A 336-nucleotide genomic window follows, 5' to 3' on the forward strand; every position below is an offset into this window, starting at 1 on the left:
CTTTCTTTCTCTTCCTGCAGAAGCTATCCGTGTTACTTGTTCCCAAGTCTCCAACAAGCAAAGTACATGGTTGATTTGGAAATCCAGGTCCCCACCCCATTCGACCCGTTTGCCGAGGCGAGAGAATCGGATGCCCCCGGAGCAAAGGAGTATGTGCATATTCGAATTCAGCAGAGGAATGGGAAGAAGAGTCTGACCACAGTGCAAGGGCTGAAGAAGGAGTTCAGCTACGAGAAGATCCTCAAGGACCTCAAGAAGGACTTCTGCTGCAACGGGACTGTGGTGCAGGACAAGGAGCTTGGCAAGATTATCCAACTCCAAGGCGACCAGCGCAAG

The 336-nt window shown here is 51.5% G+C and carries 1 protein-coding gene; it reads left to right on the forward strand.

Annotated features, from left to right (window positions below):
* Positions 1 to 66 precede the first annotated feature (66 nt).
* A partial coding sequence (locus tag L9G74_RS23950) for an SUI1 family translation initiation factor (RefSeq protein ID WP_238898540.1) occupies positions 67 to 336 on the forward strand: 270 nt, incomplete at its 3' end.

It is taken from the genome of Shewanella electrica, from assembly GCF_022321485.1.
Taxonomy (GTDB): domain Bacteria; phylum Pseudomonadota; class Gammaproteobacteria; order Enterobacterales; family Shewanellaceae; genus Shewanella; species Shewanella electrica.